This window comes from Azospirillum humicireducens (genome assembly GCF_001639105.2).
GTDB classification, from domain to species: Bacteria; Pseudomonadota; Alphaproteobacteria; order Azospirillales; family Azospirillaceae; genus Azospirillum; species Azospirillum humicireducens.
Genome location: NZ_CP015285.1, coordinates 1,037,964 through 1,053,685, shown reverse-complemented (window position 1 = coordinate 1,053,685; position 15,722 = coordinate 1,037,964). Strand labels below are relative to the sequence as shown.

General features: G+C 66.1%; 16 protein-coding genes. 6 read left to right on the top strand and 10 right to left on the bottom strand.

Features of this window, described 5'->3' with window-relative positions:
* Positions 1–27: 27 nt before the first annotated feature.
* From A6A40_RS04785 to A6A40_RS04755, 6 genes are all read right to left on the bottom strand, one after another.
* Positions 28–690, bottom strand: coding sequence for a phasin family protein (locus A6A40_RS04785; RefSeq protein ID WP_063634371.1), 663 nt, complete (start codon positions 688–690; stop codon positions 28–30).
* Between the two features lie 239 nt (positions 691–929).
* Positions 930–1,940 carry a branched-chain amino acid ABC transporter permease gene (locus A6A40_RS04780; protein WP_063634370.1) on the bottom strand — a complete coding sequence of 337 codons (1,011 nt, stop codon included), beginning with the start codon at positions 1,938–1,940 and terminating at the stop codon, positions 930–932.
* Positions 1,941–1,944: 4 nt separating this feature from the next.
* The gene (locus A6A40_RS04775; RefSeq protein ID WP_063636122.1) at positions 1,945–2,832 is read right to left on the bottom strand and encodes a branched-chain amino acid ABC transporter permease; all 888 of its coding nucleotides are present in this window, start codon (positions 2,830–2,832) and stop codon (positions 1,945–1,947) included.
* A 112-nt stretch (positions 2,833–2,944) separates the two neighbouring features.
* On the bottom strand, positions 2,945–4,174 hold the full coding sequence (locus tag A6A40_RS04770; protein WP_063634369.1) for an ABC transporter substrate-binding protein: 1,230 nt from the start codon (positions 4,172–4,174) through the stop codon (positions 2,945–2,947).
* Between the two features lie 654 nt (positions 4,175–4,828).
* Positions 4,829–5,302 (bottom strand): MarR family winged helix-turn-helix transcriptional regulator, encoded by a 474-nt coding sequence (locus tag A6A40_RS04760; RefSeq protein ID WP_012974024.1) that lies wholly within the window; start codon positions 5,300–5,302, stop codon positions 4,829–4,831.
* Positions 5,303–5,554: 252 nt separating this feature from the next.
* Positions 5,555–6,616: an enoyl-CoA hydratase/isomerase family protein gene (locus A6A40_RS04755; RefSeq protein ID WP_063634367.1), complete on the bottom strand. Its 1,062-nt coding sequence runs from the start codon at positions 6,614–6,616 to the stop codon at positions 5,555–5,557.
* 318 nt (positions 6,617–6,934) lie between these two features.
* Between A6A40_RS04755 and A6A40_RS04750 the strand changes: the two genes are divergently transcribed.
* The 5 genes from A6A40_RS04750 (at position 6,935) to A6A40_RS04730 (ending at position 11,421) form a co-directional block, all read left to right on the top strand.
* The gene (locus A6A40_RS04750; RefSeq protein WP_063634366.1) at positions 6,935–7,828 is read left to right on the top strand and encodes a diacylglycerol/lipid kinase family protein; all 894 of its coding nucleotides are present in this window, start codon (positions 6,935–6,937) and stop codon (positions 7,826–7,828) included.
* 19 nt (positions 7,829–7,847) lie between these two features.
* Entirely contained in the window at positions 7,848–8,756 is a 909-nt protein-coding gene (locus A6A40_RS04745; RefSeq protein WP_063634365.1) for a metallophosphoesterase family protein, read from the top strand.
* Between the two features lie 116 nt (positions 8,757–8,872).
* Positions 8,873–9,877: a porphobilinogen synthase gene (hemB, locus tag A6A40_RS04740; RefSeq protein ID WP_236783732.1), complete on the top strand. Its 1,005-nt coding sequence runs from the start codon at positions 8,873–8,875 to the stop codon at positions 9,875–9,877.
* A gap of 93 nt (positions 9,878–9,970) precedes the next feature.
* Entirely contained in the window at positions 9,971–10,528 is a 558-nt protein-coding gene (locus A6A40_RS04735; protein WP_063634363.1) for a YbhB/YbcL family Raf kinase inhibitor-like protein, read from the top strand.
* A 32-nt stretch (positions 10,529–10,560) separates the two neighbouring features.
* The gene (locus A6A40_RS04730) at positions 10,561–11,421 is read left to right on the top strand and encodes a helix-turn-helix transcriptional regulator (protein ID WP_063634362.1); all 861 of its coding nucleotides are present in this window, start codon (positions 10,561–10,563) and stop codon (positions 11,419–11,421) included.
* Here the strand turns inward: A6A40_RS04730 and A6A40_RS04725 are convergent.
* Entirely contained in the window at positions 11,393–12,013 is a 621-nt protein-coding gene (locus A6A40_RS04725; RefSeq protein ID WP_236783731.1) for a TetR/AcrR family transcriptional regulator, read from the bottom strand. The genes A6A40_RS04730 and A6A40_RS04725 overlap by 29 nt on opposite strands.
* Before the next feature lie 122 nt (positions 12,014–12,135).
* On the opposite strand from A6A40_RS04725, the gene A6A40_RS04720 reads away from it, so the two are divergent.
* Positions 12,136–13,119: an aldo/keto reductase gene (locus A6A40_RS04720; protein WP_063634360.1), complete on the top strand. Its 984-nt coding sequence runs from the start codon at positions 12,136–12,138 to the stop codon at positions 13,117–13,119.
* Positions 13,120–13,301: 182 nt separating this feature from the next.
* On the opposite strand, the gene A6A40_RS04715 is transcribed toward A6A40_RS04720, so the two are convergent.
* The 3 genes from A6A40_RS04715 to dapA are packed head-to-tail and all read right to left on the bottom strand — an operon-like array spanning position 13,302 to position 15,709.
* Positions 13,302–14,324, bottom strand: coding sequence for a methyltransferase (locus A6A40_RS04715; RefSeq protein WP_063634359.1), 1,023 nt, complete (start codon positions 14,322–14,324; stop codon positions 13,302–13,304).
* A 5-nt stretch (positions 14,325–14,329) separates the two neighbouring features.
* Positions 14,330–14,803, bottom strand: coding sequence for an SsrA-binding protein SmpB (gene smpB / locus A6A40_RS04710; RefSeq protein WP_063634358.1), 474 nt, complete (start codon positions 14,801–14,803; stop codon positions 14,330–14,332).
* Positions 14,804–14,833: 30 nt separating this feature from the next.
* A complete protein-coding gene (gene dapA, locus A6A40_RS04705) occupies positions 14,834–15,709 on the bottom strand; it encodes a 4-hydroxy-tetrahydrodipicolinate synthase (protein WP_063634357.1) in 876 nt (291 codons plus the stop codon).
* Positions 15,710–15,722 lie beyond the last annotated feature (13 nt).

The window sequence follows — 15,722 nt, the reverse complement described above, 5'->3', positions numbered from 1 at the left end:
GACCGTTCCTCTTGGATGGCTGGGCGCTTAGAAGCGGCGCTCGGTCTGCTGGGCCGCACCTTCCAGACGGGCGTTCAGCTTGCCGATGGCGGAACTGGCGGTGTTCGCCGACAGCTCGGAAATCCTGACGCTGCGGCTCAGCACCAATTGCATATTGTCCTTCAGCATCCGGCTCTGCGTCGCGTAGAAATCCGGGACCGTCCGGCTGCGCATCAGGGCGTTCATACCCTCGGCATTGCGGCTGGCGACTTCCTGAGCCAGTCCCATCCACTCGCGCCAGGCAGTCTGCCAGCCGTCGGCAAGCACGCCGCCGCACTGCACCATGACGTCCATGGTTTCACGCGTCTGGCTGGCGACCTCGCCCTGGGCCTCCTTGGACAGCCCGAGAGCGCGCTGCAACTGCTCCGACGTACGGCCGGCAACGTCGCTGGCCGTTCCCATCACCGTACGGGCAGTGTCGGCGGTCCGGCGGGTCATGTCCGCGCCGGCGTCCATCGCCTTCTGCCCGACTTCCGCACCGGCATCGGCCGCCTGGCGGCCGGTCTCGGCGGTTTCCTCGCCCATCGAACGGGCAGCGTCGGCGGCGCGGCGGGTGGTCGTCTCCCCGGTGCGGGTCAACTCTTCCACCGTGCCTTTCGCACGGTTGGCGGTATCACGCGTGGTGGTCGAGATATCTTTGTCCGTGGCCATGCGGGATGCTCCTCGAATAGGTTCGTCCGGGCGGACGCTTCTTCCCAAACTTCGCGTCGGTCATTTTGCTGCACCGCCGCATGAGTTGAGTCGTATAACACCCGGCAAGCAGAACGTTCCAGGACGCAAAATAATAGCTCCGCCCCCTTTCTTTCGGAGTACGCGGCATTTTGAAATCTTAGAGTCTTTATTTCGAAACGTTTTTTATATTATCCGACACACTCGCTCGGCAAATCTTCTCAAAATCCGTGTTTCTTTCCGAGTCTCGCCTGGATTTCACCGGCGATGCCCCGACGGAAGACCAACACGCAGACGACGAAGATGCAGCCGATGACCACCGGCACCGGCAGGCTGGTCGCCGCCAGATAGTTTTCCAGTGTCACCACCAGCGCCGCACCGATCACAGGGCCGGACATCGTGCCCATGCCCCCCAGCAGCGTCATCAACACCACTTCGCCCGACATCTGCCACGTCACGTCGGTCAGGCTGGCGAGCTGGAAGACGATGGCCTTGGTGCCACCGGCCAGCCCGGCAAGGGTCGCCGACAGAAGGAAGGCGACCAGCTTGTAGCGGTCGGTGCGGTAGCCGAGCGAGATCGCACGCGGTTCATTCTCGCGGATGGCCTTCAGGACTTGACCGAAGGGCGAATGGACCGCGCGCCAGATGATGGCGAAGCCGATCAGAAATATCGCCAGCACGGTGTAATACATCGCCATCGGGTTGTTCAGGTCGAACAACCCGAACAGGGTGCCGCGCGGCACGCCCTGGATGCCGTCCTCGCCGTGGGTGAAGGGCAGTTGCAGCGCCAGGAAGAAGATCATCTGGCTCAGCGCCAGAGTGATCATGGCGAAGTAGATGCCCTGACGCCGAATGGCGATGCCCCCGAACACCAACCCCAGGAAGGCCGAAGCGGCGGTGCCAAGCAGGATGCCGAGTTCAGGCGGCAGCCCCCAGACCTTCACCGCATGGGCGGTGACATAGGCGGCACTGCCGAAGAAGGCGGCGTGGCCGAAGCTCAAGAGGCCGCCGAAGCCGATCAGCAGGTTGAAGGCGCAGGCGAACAGCGCGAAGCACAGCACCTTCATCAGGAAGACGGGATAAAGCAGGAAGGGAGCCGCCAGCAGGCCGGCGAGCACCATCAGCGCACCGGTCCTCCACAGCGTCAGGCCCTTGTCGGAAACCGACACCTGTGCGGCGGTACGGGGAGCCTTGGCGAGGGACCGGCCGCCCCTTTGCGAATGGAGGCTCATAGGCTCACCTTTCCCGTCCGAACAGGCCGGCGGGCTTGATCATCAGCACCACCGCCATGATGACGAAGACCACGATGTTCGAGGCCTCCGGGTAGAACACCTTGGTCAGCCCTTCCAGCAGGCCCAGGCCGTAGCCGGTCAGCACCGCCCCCAGGATCGACCCCATACCGCCGATCACCACCACCGCGAACACCACGATGATCAGGTTGGATCCCATCAGCGGCGATACCTGATAGATGGGTGCGGCCAGCACGCCGGCCAGCCCGGCCAGCGCCACGCCGAAGGCGTAGGTCAACGTCACCATGCGCGGCACATTGATGCCGAACGCCTGGACCAGAACCGGGTTTTCGGTTGCCGCGCGCAGATAGGCGCCCAGCTTGGTCTTTTCGATGGCGATCCAGGTGCTGAGGCAGACGACCAGCGACGCCACCACGACCCAGCCGCGATAGTTGGGCAGGAACATGAAGCCCAGATTCTGCCCACCCTTCAGCGCGTCGGGAATCGGATAGGGCTGGCCGGAAACGCCATACTGGTGGCGGAAGGCACCCTCCACGATCAACGCGAGGCCGAAGGTCAGCAGCAGGCCGTAGAGATGGTCCAGTTTGTACAGCCGCGACAGCAGCGTTTTCTCCAGCACCACCCCGAACAGCCCGACGATCAGCGGCGCCAGCAGCAGCGCCCACCAATAGCCGATGCCGAGCTGGGTCAACAGCAGCCACGCCACGAAGGCGCCCATCATGTACAGCGCGCCATGGGCGAAGTTGATGACGTTCAGCATGCCGAAGATCACCGCCAACCCAAGGCTGAGCAGCGCGTAAAACGATCCGTTGATCAGCCCCAGCAGAAGCTGTCCGAACAGCGCCTGGGGCGGAATGCCGAAAATCGTCCCCATCATGAGCGTCGCCCTCTCCCCGCGGCTCCCCCTGCCGCCGCGCCGGCCTGACGACCGTTGCGGCGGCGGGGATGCCGCTTCGTCACGTCTTGCCTTTACTCACGGGTTTCTTTCACTTGGGCAGCTTGCAGCCGCTCTCTTCGAAGGTGGCGAAGGCCTCGTTGCCAGGAATGGTGCGGAGGATCTCGTAATAGTCCCAGGGCCCCTTCGATTCCGACGGCTTCTTCACCCGCGCCAGATACATGTCGTGGACCATGCGCCCGTTGGGCAGGATGGTGCCGTTCTTGGCGAACATGTCGTTGACCGGCATTTCCTTCATCTTGGCGGCGACGGTCGGCCCGTCGTCGGTGCCGGCTGCCTCGATGGCCTTCAGGTAATGGCGCACGGCGGAATAGCTGCCGGCCTGCACCATGGTCGGCATCTTGCCGTGGCGATCGAAGAACTTCTTGGACCAGGCGCGGGTCTCGTCGTTGCGGTCCCAATAGAAGCCGGTGGTCAGAACCAGATCCTGGGCGACCTGCAACCCCAGAGCATGCACGTCCGACAGGAAGATCAGCAGACCGGCCAGCTTCTGCTGACCGCTCTGCGTCAGGCCGAATTCCGAGGCCTGCTTGATCGAAGTGATGGTGTCGCCGCCGGCATTCGCGAGCCCGACGATCTTGGCGCCCGACGCCTGGGCCTGCAGCAGGAAGGATGAGAAGTCGGCGGTGTTCAGAGGCGCCTTGACCGATCCCACCACCTTGCCGCCGGCCTTCTTCACCTGGGCCGAGGTGTCCGCTTCCAACTGGTGGCCGAAGGCATAGTCCGCGGTGATGAAGAACCAGCTGTCCCCCCCCTCCTTCACAATGGCCTGACCGGTGCCGACCGCCAGCGCGCGGGTGTCGTAGGGCCAGTGGAAGCCGGTCGGGGAGCAGGCGTCGCCGGTCAGGCGCGAGGTGGCCGGGCCTTCCATCAGGAAGATCGTCTTCTTTTCCCTCGTCACTTCCTGGACCGCCAGCGCGACGCCGGAATTCGGCACGTCGACGATCACGTCGACTCCGTCCTGGTCGATCCATTGGCGGGCGAGGTTGGACCCGATGTCGGGCTTGTTCTGGTGATCGGCTGTAATGATCTGGATCGGTTTGCCCAGAATCTTGTTACCGAACTCCTCCGCCGCCATGCGCGCGGCAACTGCCGAACCCTCGCCGCCGAGATCGGCATATAGGCCGGAGCGGTCGTTCAGCACACCGATCTTGACCATGTCGCCGGACAGCTTGCCCTGCTGGGCACTGGCCGGCCCCGTGGACAGGATACCGATCGTCAGGGCGGCCAGGGCGGCACCGGTCAAAAGACGTGCGAGCATGCGTGAATTCCTCCCCCTCAGCGTTGCATTGCGCATGGTTTCGGGTGACTTGCCGGACCGGTTCGTCAGGCTGTTCCCCCGCGCGGTCGCGCCGGCCCATCCGTCCGCTTTTCCGGGACCATCAGGCCTTCCGCGCCGCCGCTTCCCAACCACTATGCAGGGGCATCACCTTGTAAGCGAAGCAGATTTTCAGTCTTCCAAACAATTTTCATCGAGGGTCGGACGAAACGCCCGCTTTTTCCATTCGGGGGTGTATGGCGCCGGCCGGCGACGGGGCCAGCTCCAGCCTGCGGCGGTCGAACCGCCGCATGATCGGCGTCACCGTCGCACCGTGGACGAGAATCGAGAGAAGCACGATCAGCGCTGCCTGCCTCAGAAATGCCCCCGACGCGGTCTGTCGTCCGGACATCTTCCTGGCATGCGCAGGTCCACTTCCCGTCGATGCAGAATGACGCGGAAGTATTCAGCGAGATAAATGGAATGGTGGAAAGGCAGCGAAGGTGCCGGCTCGTTCAGCTTGGCTTTCCTGCCCCGTTCCGCTTGTTGCCGGCGGAAACCGTCCACGCCAGACAGGGGCGTGATGGTCGGGGAAACGTGCCTGGATGCCGCCCGCGGGAGCCGGAACCGCGGGGGCCGTCGCAAATCCGGCTTTTCTCAGGCCGCTGAGGTCATCGGAAAGCCACTATAGTCGAGCGAGGCCGACCAGAAGCGTTCCAGCTTCCGCAGAGTCTCATTCGCCTTGGTCAGTTCTTCGTCGCTGAAACCGGCCTTTTCCAGGGCGGCCAGATGACGCTCGAACATGACGCTGATCTTCTCCCGCAGGTCCAAGCCCTTCTCCGACAGGCGGACGCGGACGGACCGGCGGTCGTGCGGAGAGCGTTCCTGTCCGAGATAGCCGTTCTCGACCATCTTCTTGACGTTGTAGGAGACGTTGGAGCCCAGGTAATAGCCGCGCGCGGTCAGTTCGCCGACCGTCATCTCGTCTTCACCGATATTATAGAGGATCAGGCTCTGGACGTTGTTGATGTCCTGGATCCCAAGCCGGTCGAGTTCGGTCTTGAGCACTTCGAGAAAGTGGCGGTGAAGCCGCTCGATCAACAGAATGCTCTCATAATAGGGTTTGCGCACCGCGGTCTCCTTTGGCTCTAACCGGCCGTTCCCCGCGCAAGGACGATACCGGGACCTTAAGGCGAGATTAACCGATCATTCGTCGGCAATCATCCTAATAATTCCGGAAAAAGTCCGGCACAACCCGTCTGTACAGGCCACTTTCGCCGGGTGCTCCCATCCGACTGTTTTCGACCGGGCGGAGGCTCCGGCATAGCCGGAACGGAGTGGCCCCGGAGACCGCGCCGGGGCCGCGTCCTTCACCCTTTAAGGTCAGTCACGGAACACCAGATCCCCGCCTGCAGGCTCGGCGAAATGACGCTCCACGTCGGAAGGTCCGACATCGGCCAGATCGGCCGGCTTCCATTTCGGGTTCTTGTCCTTGTCGACCAGCACGGCACGGATGCCTTCGTAGAAATCGTCCCCGGCAAGGCAGGCGAGGCTGAGGCGGAGTTCCTGCACCATGCAGGCCTCGAAATCCAGCTTGGCCCCGCGGCGCAGGGCCGCCAGCGTCACCTTCAGGCTGGTCGGCGAGACGCGGCGCAGGGTGGCGGCCTGTCCGGCCGCCCACTCCGTCCCCTCGGTCTCCAATGCCTTGATGATCGCCTCGACGCTGTCGAAGCCATAGCAGCGGTCGACCGCGGCGCGAATCGCGGTCACCGACGCCTCGCCGGCCTCGCCGCGATGGGTCGCCAGCGCCTTGTCCGCCGGGATGCCGGCCGCCAGATCATCGACCAGTGCGTCGATCTTCCCGCTCGGCACGAAGGCGTCGGCGGCACCGATGGCCAGCATGTCGGCGGCCTTCAGCCGGTCGCCGGTCAGGCCCAGCCAGGTGCCGACCTGCCCCGGCAGCCGGGGCAGGAAATAGGTGCCTCCGACATCGGGATAGAGGCCGATGCCCGTTTCCGGCATGGCGAACAGGGTCCGTTCGGTGACGATGCGGTGGCTGCCATGAACCGACAGACCGACGCCGCCGCCCATGGAAATGCCGTCGACCAGCGCGACATAGGGCTTGGACAGCCGCTTGATCAGCCGGTTCAGCACATATTCCTCGCTGAAGAAGGCGCGGACCGACGCCATGTCGCCATGGCCCTCCTTCGCCGACTTCCCCGCCTCATAGAGGCTGACGACGTCGCCGCCGGCGCAGAAGGCCTTTTCGCCCGCACCGCGGATCACGACGGCCTTGATCTCCGGGTCCGCGTTCCAGGCCCGCAGCTGCGGATCCAGCAGCCTGATCATGCCCAGCGTCAGGGCGTTCAGCGCCTTCGGCCGGTTGAGCGTGACGAGGCCGATGGCGCCCCGACGTTCGAACAGAATCTCAGCAGCGTCGCTCATCTTTTTGTATTTTCTCGATTATTGTTGAAGGTCGGGCGGTGGCGGACCACCCGCTTCGTCCAACCCCGATGCATCCCCAGATACATCGGGCGAAGCCAGCGGCCACCGCAGATGATACGGGAGCCTGCGCCCCTGTCAAACCGGCCATACGGCACCGGATGTTCGCTGGCGCCGCCGCAAGCGCCACCGTATTTCCGATCAAGGAACTTCGCCCCCCTTGGACCGTTGCGCTCACGCTCTCATCTGATCAGCACAGCCACGAGACGCAGTCCATAGAAGGTTCGATGCCATGCCGCTTCCCAACCCGGCCGGTCAGCCATGAAGGTCGGTGTCATCCTGAACCAGCAGGCCGGTTCCCTGGTCGACCGCCCTTTGGACGGGGCCAGACAGGCGATCCGCACCGCCTTCGAGCGGCATGGCGCCGAGGTCGATCTGCACACCGTTGACGGCGCCCAATGCACCGAGACCATCCAGCGGGTGCTGGAATCCGACGCCGAGACGGTGGTGGTCGGCGGCGGTGACGGCACACTGCACAGCGCGGTGAAGCTGGCGCTGCCCACCGGCAAGACGCTGGGGGTGATTCCCCTGGGCACACTCAACCTGTTGGCACGGGATCTTCATATCCCACTTGAACTGGAGGCTGCGGCGGAAGCCCTGGCGTCCGGCCGTGTCCGCGCCATCGATGTCGCCGAGGTGAATGGCGAGCCCTATACCAACAGCTCCATCCTCGGCTTCTACCCCCAGGTGGTGCAGGAACGTGAACGTCAGCGCAAGCTCCACCGTCTGCTGAAATGGCCGGGTGCCGCCCTGGCCCTGGCGAAGACCCTGTACCGGCTGCCGATGCTGGATGTCCGTCTGGATTGGGGCGAGGGTCCGAAGCGGATGCGCACGCCGATCCTGGTCGTCTCCAACAATGTCTACGACGACGGCTTCGGCCTCGTCCTCAGCAGACAGGCCCTGGATGGCGGAAAACTTGGGGTCTATGTCGCCCGCGAACGGAACGCCTTTGCGATGCTCCGGTTGATGGGACGGCTGGTCGCCGGTTCCTGGAAGCAGGATGAGGCGCTCGACACCTATGCGGTCACCAGCCTGACGGTCCACAGCCGCCGCCATCGCCTGAAGATGGTCAACGATGGCGAAATCCGGAAGCTGCATGCGCCGCTTCAGTACCGGATTCGTCCAGGCGCCCTGAAGGTTCTGGCACCCGGCTGAGAGAAAGGATGAAGATGGCGTGAAACGGCTCGCTCACATCTCCGATCTGCATTTCGGGCGGATCGACCCCCGAGTGGTCGATGGGCTGCTGGCCGACCTGACGGCACAGGCGCCTGACCTGATCGTCATTTCCGGCGACTTCGTGCAGCGGGCCAAGGCGCGCCACTTCGAGGAAGCACGAGCCTTCCTGCAGAAATTACCCGTTCCTTACATAGCTGTACCGGGAAATCATGATATTCCGGTTTATAACGTGTTCAAGCGGTTCACCGACCCGTTCGGCCATTACCGGCGCTACATCACCAGCGATTTCAGCCCGCTGCACATCGATGACGAGATTGCTGTGCTGGGCATCAACACCGCCCGTCCGGTCATCATGGATTTCTCCGAAGGACGGATGAACAAGCGGCAGATCGCCCGTGTACGCGAGGTTTTCTGCGGCATGCCCGACACCATGTTCAAGGTGCTGTTCACCCACCATCCCTTCCTGCCGCCGCCGGATCTGCCGAAGACCCAGCTGGTCGGGCGCCACAAGCTGGCCTTGCCGGCGTTGGAAAGCTGCGGCATCGACCTGCTGCTGGCGGGCCATCTGCACAAGGCCTATTCCGGCGACATCATGAGCTTCCACACCCAGATCGCGCGCTCGATCCTGGTCGCCCAGGCCTCAACCGCGACCTCCACCCGCCTGCGGAACGAGACCAACGCCTATAACCTGATCATCGTCGACCAGCCGACCGTCACCTTCGAGGTGCGGTCATGGGAGGGTGCGGCCTTCACCGGCGGGCTGGTCTCCACCTACCGCAAGCAGGGGAACCGCTGGGCCCTGCAGGCGCAGGACACCGGCTTCCGTCCGGCAAGCGGCGATCCGGTCGCCGCCGCCTTGGAAGCGGCCGACCGTCCTTCACGGGGACAGGACCGGGACAGGGCATGAAGCCCGCGCAAGGCAGGCGGCTCCTCCCAAAGGACCGCGACCGCCCCCACGGCTTGAGTTCACGATGAGGGAAGGCGTAGGATCGCCGCACTCGTTCTAAGTGCATGGTCCCTGCGATGCCGATCTCCCTCCCCGCCGCCTTCCCGCGCACACGTCTGCGCCGCAACCGCGCCGACGCCTGGACCCGCCGTCTGGTCGCCGAGAATACGCTGACCGTCGACGACCTGATCTGGCCGGTCTTCGTGATCGAGGGCGAGAACCGTCGGGAGCCGGTCGCCTCGATGCCTGGCGTGGAGCGCCTGACCATCGACCTGCTGTGCGAGGCGGTGGCGTCCGCCGCTTCGCTCGGCATTCCCTGCATCGCCCTGTTCCCGGTCGTCGGCTCCGACGCCAAGTCGGAGGACGCGGCGGAGTCCTACAACCCCGAAAACCTGATGAACCGAGCCATCCGGGCGGTGAAGGCGGCCGCCCCGGAGGTCGGCATTCTCGGCGACGTGGCGCTCGATCCCTACACCATCCACGGCCATGACGGCCTCATGCGCGACGGCTACATCCAGAACGACGAGACCGTCGAGGTTCTGGTCCGTCAGGCCCTGTCGCAGGCGGAGGCCGGCTGCGATATCGTCGCCCCGTCGGACATGATGGACGGCCGCATCGGCGCCATCCGCGACGCGCTCGACAAGGACGGTTATCAGCTGACCCGCGTCTGCTCCTATGCCGCCAAATACGCCTCCGCCTTCTATGGCCCGTTCCGCGACGCGGTGAACTCCGGCGGCTTCCTGAAGGGCGACAAGACCACCTATCAGATGAACCCGGCCAACAGCGACGAGGCCCTGCGCGAGGTCGCCTGCGACCTGCAGGAAGGGGCGGACATGGTGATGGTGAAGCCCGGCCTGCCCTATCTCGATATCATCCGCCGGGTTAAGGACCAGTTCGCGGTTCCGACCTTCGCCTATCATGTGTCGGGTGAATACGCGATGCTGCGCGCCGCGTCGGCCAACGGCTGGCTGAACTACGACAAGACGCTGCTGGAAACGCTGATGGGGTTCAAGCGGGCCGGCTGCGATGCCATCCTGACCTATGGCGCGGTGGACGCCGCGACTCTGCTCCAGCGGGGCTGAGCGGTTCGGAGCCATCTTTGAGCCGTACGGGGCCGCAGAGCGATCAGCGGCCCTTTATCGTCGGAGGCATCCAACCCAACGGAGACGCTCCCGATGACCCTGACCGCCTTCTTCCGCCCGGCCCTGATGGGCGCTCTGCTGCTGGCCGCCTCCCCCGCCGCGGCGTTCGAACTGCACAGTTCCGACTTCAGCGAAAAATCGCCGATCCCAGAACGCAACGTCTTCTCCGGCTTCGGCTGCAGCGGCGCCAACCAGTCGCCGGCCCTGAGCTGGACGGCACCGCCGGCCGGCACGCGCAGCCTCGCCGTCACCATCTACGATCCCGACGCGCCGACCGGCAGCGGATGGTGGCACTGGGTGCTGTACAACCTGCCGGCCGACAGCCGCGGCCTGCCCGCCGGGGCCGGCGATCCGGCCAAGCCGCTGCTGCCTGCCGGCGCGGTCCAGGGCCGCACCGATTACGGCACCGCAGGATATGGCGGTCCCTGCCCGCCGCAGGGCGACACGCCGCACCGCTATATCGTCACCGTTCACGCGCTGAAGATCGACAGCCTGTCCCTGCCGGCGGATGCGTCCGCCGCAATGGTCGGCTTCAACCTGAATGCCGCCACTCTGGCGAAGGCGACGCTGACCGCCCGCTACGGCCGTTGATCGACCGCTGGCCGTCGCCATAGGATGATGCCATGGGTCCAGACCTCCTTGCCCGCCTGTCCCGCTTCGCCGCCCGCGACCAGCGTCCGGGAGCGGGCGACCGTCCGCACCGGCCGGAGCTGTGGGCCTTCATCGCCCATGACTGCGAGCGGCTGGCGGAGGTGCGGATCGAGCGCACCGCCCTGATCGCCGTGTTGGAGGGCGTCAAGGAGCTGACCGACGCCGCCGGCACCACCCGCAGCTTTCCCGCCGGCACGGCCATGCTGCTGCCGCCGGGCTGGTGCGGGTCGGTGGTGAACGATCCCGGTTCCGCCGGCCGCTACCGCGCCCTGGTGCTGGAGTTCCCCGCGGAGATGGTTCGGCGGCTTCTGCGCGCCCACGGCACGGAGGGGCTGACCCAGCGCACCCGGCCGGGCGACTGGCATGTCGCCCTGACGCCGGCCCTGACCGACGCCATCCACCACGCCGCCGCCGGCTTGACCGCAGACCCGCCGCTGCCGCCGAAGCTGGCCGAGCATCGTTGCATGGAGGTGCTTCTGGCCCTGCTGGAGGACGGCGTCTGGTGGCTGGGTCCGGTCGCGCCGACCGGCACCGCCGACGCGGTCCGCCAACTGCTGCGCACCCGGCCGGATACCGCCTGGACGGCGGACAGCGTCGCCGGTGCGCTCAACCTCAGCACCGGCACGCTGCGCCGCCGGCTGTCGGAGGAAGGCTGCTCGGTCCGCAGCATCCTGGTGGAGGAGCGTGTCTCCCATGCCCGCGATCTCCTGGAACGCGAGGGGCTGAGCGTGCAGGAGGCGGCGGAAGCCTGCGGCTACGCCAACCGGTCCCACTTCGCCCGGCGCATCCGCGCCGCCGTCGGCGTCAACCCATCGGACCTTCGCGACCGTTGACCGGTGCGGAGCCATAGGCCCGCACCAACGCTGCCACCGACTCGGCGATCACCCGCTCCGGATCGGCGGCGACCGGCAGGCCAAGCATGGTCGGCCAGAACAGCACCTCCTTCATGCCGCCCAACAGCTGGGTCGCCGCCACATGCGGATCGGGGGCGTTCAGCCGGCCTCGCGCATGCTGGGCGGCGATATAGTCGTCGAGCAGCGCATAGGCCTGCCCCTTCCCGCCTTCCAGATAGTCCTGCGACAATTCGGGAAAGCGTTGATGCTCGGCGATGACGAGGCGCAGCAGCCCGCGCACCTCCGGCCGGCGCATATGGACCAGCAGCGACCGCAGGAAGGCGGGCAGCGCCTGTTCCGGCGGCTGATCGTGGCGAAGCGTCTGGTCGCCGTCGCTGTTGAACCCCTTGTACAGGCCGGCAACCACGGCCTGGAACAGCTCCCGCTTGCCGGGGAAGTGATTGTAGACGGTGCGCTTCGACACATTCGCGTCGGCGGCGATGGCGTCCATCGATGACGCCTCGTACCCGTGGGTCAGGAAGGCGCGGGTCGCCGCCTCCACCACCGCATCCCGCTTCGCCGAACCGCGCACAGCATCACCCTCCCGAGACATTGACATTCCCCCGCCGCCAAGTACACTGCACCGTGTAGTGTATTTTCTGCCGCAGGCTCCCAGGGTAATCCGCCCGGCCGCGGCACGGGAGGGGTAAAGCGATGAAACAACGCAACATCGGCAGCATTCTCTCGGTTTCCGAGATCGGTCTCGGCTGCATGGGCATGTCGGAGTTCTACGGACCGACCGACGATTCCCAGTCGCTCACCACGCTGGAGCGGGCGTTCGAACTTGGCGTCACCCATTACGACACCGCCGACATGTACGGCAGCGGCCATAACGAATCGCTGCTCGCCCGCTTCCTGGCCGGCAAGCGCGACCGGCTGGTGATCGCGACCAAGTTCGGCATCGTCCGCCAGCCCGGCGAGTACGCCCGCCGCATCGACACCAGCCCGGCCTATGTGGCGCAGGCCTGCGACGCCTCGCTGAAGCGGCTGGGGGTGGAGACCATCGATCTCTACTACGCCCACCGCGTCAACCCGGACACCCCGGTGGAGGAGACGGTCGGCGCCATGGCCGATCTGGTGAAGGCCGGCAAGGTCCGGGCGCTCGGCCTGTCGGAGGTCTCGGCCACGACCCTGCGACGCGCGCATGCCGTCCACCCCATCGCCGCCGTGCAGAGCGAATACTCGCTATGGACCCGCGACGTAGAGGATGCGGTGCTGCCGGCCTGCCGGGAGCTGGGGATTTCGCTGGTCGCCTACGCCCCGCTCGGCCGCGGCATGCTGACCGGCGCGGTCAGCAGCCCCGACCAGTTCGCCGAGAACGACTTCCGCCGCGTGGCACCGCGCTTCGCCGGCGGGAATTTCGACCGCAATCTGGCCCTGGTCGAGCAGGTGAAGGCGCTGGCGGCGCAGAAGGGCTGCACGCCGGGACAGGTGGCGCTGGCGTGGCTGCTGGCGCAAGGACCGGAGATCCTGCCGATTCCGGGGACCAAACGGATCAAATATCTGGAGGAGAATGTCGGCGCCGCCGCGGTGACGCTGACCGAGGCGGAGGTGAAGGCGCTGAGCGACGCACTGCCGCCGGGTGCCGCAGCGGGCGACCGCTATACGGCGGAGGGGATGCGGGGGGTGAATGTGTGAGGCAGTCTCAGTGACGGATTGCCCCCTCCCCATCCCTCCCCCGCTTCGCGGGAGAGGGGGTAGAACGCTTGCTGGGAGGAGGGTATTTGGGCGGGCGGCGGAGTTCCCTCTCCCGCGATCGGACCGGCCTTCGGCCGGCCGAGAGCGGGGGAGGGTTAGGGAGGGGGCACCGGCACTCCCCCCTACTTCGGCGTCCCCGCCCAGACCTGGAACTGCGTGGTCTCCAGCAGCATGTCGCTGTGCCCGAAGGCCGTCTTGAACAGCTTGCCGACGCCGGCCGTCCGCTGGGTCACCGCCACCAGCGTGCCGCGCAGCTTCAGATACTGCTTCGTTCCGGCCACCAGCGCGTCGAGCATGCCGAAATCCTCATCCTTGCCACGATGAAGCGGGGGGTTGGACAGGATCAGGCCGAAGCGCTCGCGGGTGCCCAGCCCCGCCAGCCCGTCGCTCAGCACCAGTTCGGCATCGGGCACATTCTGGCGGGCGGCGTGCAAAGCCACCGCATCGATGTCCAGCAGGGTCAGCGGTGCATCGGGCTGGCGTTCCCGCACCGCCCGCGCGATCACCCCGGCACCGCAGCCGAAGTCCAGCACACGGGTGCCGGCCGCCACCTCCGGCAGCACCTTCAGCAGGCACTCGGTGCCGACATCCAGATGTCCGTGGGCGAACAGGCCGGGATAGGACACCAGTTCCAGCGTCCGGTCCGGCAGTGTCAGGGGAACGGTCTGCCGCCAATCCTCCAGCGCGCCCTTGGCCGGCGCATCGGTGCGCCGGGTCAGCAGCAAGCGGGCACGCCGCTTGATGATCAGCGTTTCCGGCTCTCCGGCCAGCCCGTCGAGATGCTTGGGCGCGCTGGTCACGCCCTCGTCGTTGCCGCCGGCGATCCACAGAGGCGCACCGGGGGCAAGGCGCGAGGCCAGCGCATGCAGCGCCATCTCGAATCCGGCCCAGCCGCGCGGCAGGCGCAGCACGGCGCCGTCGAACGGCCCCTCTGCCGGCCAGGGCGTGGCAACCTGCCCGCCGACAGCGAGCCGGTTCCACACCACCACCTCCGCCCCGCCGTCGCGAAGCGCGTCGGCGATGGCGCCGTCGCTGTCGAAGGCAACAAGAATCCGGCCCTGTGGCCGGATGTCGGACAGGGCTTCGGCGGCCACGGCGGCGACGGTGGAGTCGCGGTCCGTGGCCCGGTTGTCGAGACGTGCCACCTGGATCAGCCCTTGTCGCGCATCAGCCGCGCCTTGTCGCGCTGCCAGCTGCGTTCCTTCTCGCTCTCGCGCTTGTCGTGCTTCTTCTTGCCGGTGGCGAGACCGATCTCGACCTTGGCGAAGCCGCGTTCGTTGAAATAGACCGACATCGGCACGAGCGTCACGCCCTTCTGCTTGATGCCGGCCGCGAGCTTGTCCAACTCGCGGCGGCGGACCAGCAGCTTGCGCGGGCGCTTGGGCTCATGCTGATCGACGCGGCCGGCCTGGAGATATTCGGGGATGTAGGCGTTGAACAGAAACAGTTCCCCGCCCTTCAGGCCGGCATAGGCCTCGTTCACGCTGGCGCGGCCGCCGCGAAGCGACTTCACCTCCGACCCGGTCAGCATGATCCCGGCTTCGAGAACATCGTCGATGAAGAAGTCGAATCGCGCGCGGCGGTTCTGCGCCGCGTATTTTTTAGCTTCCTCGCGCGTCGCCAAGTCTCTCTCCTCTACGGCCCTTGCTGTCGGTTACGACAACAGGCCGGCTTTGGTCATGGCTCCACGCACGGCGGCGCGGGCGTTGTCGGAGGCCGGAACCAGCGGCAGGCGCACTTCGTCGGTGGCGAGACCCAGCAGGCTGGCGGCGAACTTCACCGGAGCCGGGCTGGTCTCGACGAACATCGAGTCGTGCAGCGGCGACAGCACGTCGCGCAGGCGGAAGGCCTCCTTCAGATCGCCCTTGGCCCAAGCGTTCTGCATGGCGGAGCACAGCGCCGGCGCGATGTTCGCGGTGACGGAGATGCAGCCCACGCCGCCCTGCGCGTTGAAGGCCAGCGCGGTGGCGTCCTCGCCCGACAGCTGGATGAAGTCGCGGCCGACCTCCTGCAGCAGGCGGGACGGGCGGGACAGGTCGGCGGTGGCATCCTTCACGCCGACGATGTTGGGCAGCTTCGCCAGCCGGGCCATCGTCGCCACAGACATATCCACGACACTGCGGCCGGGAATGTTGTAAATGAAGATCGGCAAATCCGCCGCGTCATGGATCGCCTTGAAATGCTGGTACAGACCCTCTTGAGACGGCTTGTTGTAGTAGGGCGTGACCACGAGCGCCGCCTGCGCGCCGGCCTGCCTGGCATGGCGGGTCAGCGCGATCGCCTCGTCGGTCGAATTGGAACCGCTCCCGGCCATCACCGGGACCTTGCCGCCGGCGGCCTCGATGCACAACTCCACGACGCGGTTGTGTTCATCGTGGGACAGGGTCGGCGACTCGCCGGTGGTGCCGCAGGGCACCAGACCATGCGTGCCCTGGGCGACCTGCCACTCCACGAAGGACTGGAAGGCCTTCTCGTCCACTTTCCCGCCCTTGAACGGAGTCAGAAGGGCGACGATGGAACCGTGGAACATGGCTGCCTCCTCA